The sequence below is a fragment of the Streptomyces mesophilus genome (genome assembly GCF_011044995.1).
In the GTDB taxonomy this organism is placed as follows: domain Bacteria; phylum Actinomycetota; class Actinomycetes; order Streptomycetales; family Streptomycetaceae; genus Streptomyces; species Streptomyces mesophilus.
Map to the genome: position 1 here is coordinate 1 of NZ_JAAKZW010000455.1, position 1,450 is coordinate 1,450.

Annotated in this window: 1 protein-coding gene; it reads left to right on the top strand. The window is 70.4% G+C overall.

Going from position 1 to position 1,450, the window contains the following annotated elements; genetic code table 11:
• The first annotated feature begins 126 nt into the window (after positions 1 to 126).
• Positions 127 to 1,389 (top strand): MFS transporter, encoded by a 1,263-nt coding sequence (locus G6045_RS40525; protein WP_328708102.1) that lies wholly within the window; start codon positions 127 to 129, stop codon positions 1,387 to 1,389.
• Positions 1,390 to 1,450: the final 61 nt, after the last annotated feature.

Below are 1,450 nucleotides of genomic sequence, written 5' to 3' on the forward strand. Positions count from 1 at the left end.
GGTGGGGAGAGGCCGGACGGGTGGACCTGGTGTAGGGGGTGCTCAAGGGAGTGGGGGTTACCATCCCCTGTGACCAGTGCCCCCTCCGACGGCAAGAGCCGTCCCGTCGACAGCACAGCGGAAGAGATACCCGCTCGGGCCGCGCGCCGCCGGGTGCGCATCCTCGCCGACATCACCCCGCTGCGCACCTCCGCCGACTACCGAAGGCTGTGGATCGGCAACACCGTCTCCTGGACCGGCCAGGCGATGACCGCACTGGCCATCTCGCTCCAGGTCTACGAGATCACCGGCTCCAGCTTCTCCGTCGGCCTGGTCGGTCTCTTCTCGCTCGTCCCGCTGGTCGCCTTCGGTCTGTACGGGGGCGCGATCGCCGACACCGTGGACCGCCGCAAGCTCGGGCTCTACGCGTCCAGCGGCATGTGTCTGCTCTCCTTCGCGCTCACGGGCGCGGCGTTCGCCGACTTCCATCGCGTCTGGTTCCTGTACGCGATCGTGGCGTTGCAGGCGCTGTGCCAGGCGATCGTGTCGCCGGCCCGCACCTCGATGATTCCGCGGCTGCTCCCGCCCGAGCAGCTGCCGGCCGCCAACGCGCTCGGCTCCATGACCACCACCTTCGGGCTGATGGCCGGACCGATGCTCGGCGGCCTGCTCGTCGGCCTCTGGGGTTTCCAGGCCGCGTACCTCATCGACGCCGTCACCTTCACCGCCGCCCTTTACGCGATGTGGCGGCTGCCCTCGATGAAGCCGGACCGTTCCGCTTCCGGGGACACCCGCAAGCGGGCCTCGGTCCTTGACGGGCTGCGCTTCCTCGCCACCCGGCCGAACCTGCGTATGACCTTCTTCTCCGACCTGTGCGCGATGGTCCTCGCGCACCCGCGGGCCGTGTTTCCCGCGGTCGCGGTGGTGTGGTTCCACGGGGACGCGACGACCACCGGGCTGCTCGTGGGCGCGCTCGCCGTCGGAGCGCTGCTCGGCGGGGTGTTCTCCGGGTGGCTCGGACGCGTGCACCGGCACGGTCTGGCGATCGTGATCGCGGTGGTGGGCTGGGGCGGCTTCATCGCCGCGTTCGGCCTCACCCGCCAGCTCTGGCTCGGCATGCTCTTCCTCGCGCTCGCCGGAGCCTCCGACACCATCTCGATGGTGTTCCGCTCCACGATGCTGCAGGCCGCGACCCCCGACGAGATGCGCGGCCGCCTTCAGGGCGTCTTCATCGTGGTGGTCGCGGGCGGCCCACGCCTCGGCGACTTCCTCGCGGGCTCGGTCGCGGATCTGACCTCACCGATGGTCGCGTTCACCGGGGGCGGGGTTCTGTGCATGGTGGCGGTGACGCTGCTCGCGGTGCGGTGGCGGTATTTCGTGCGGTACGACGCGAGGGCGCCGGTGGCGTAGGGGTGCTGTTTCCCTGGCCGGGTCACGTCGGGGGCGGGGGTATGGCGCTGTCTCTTATACA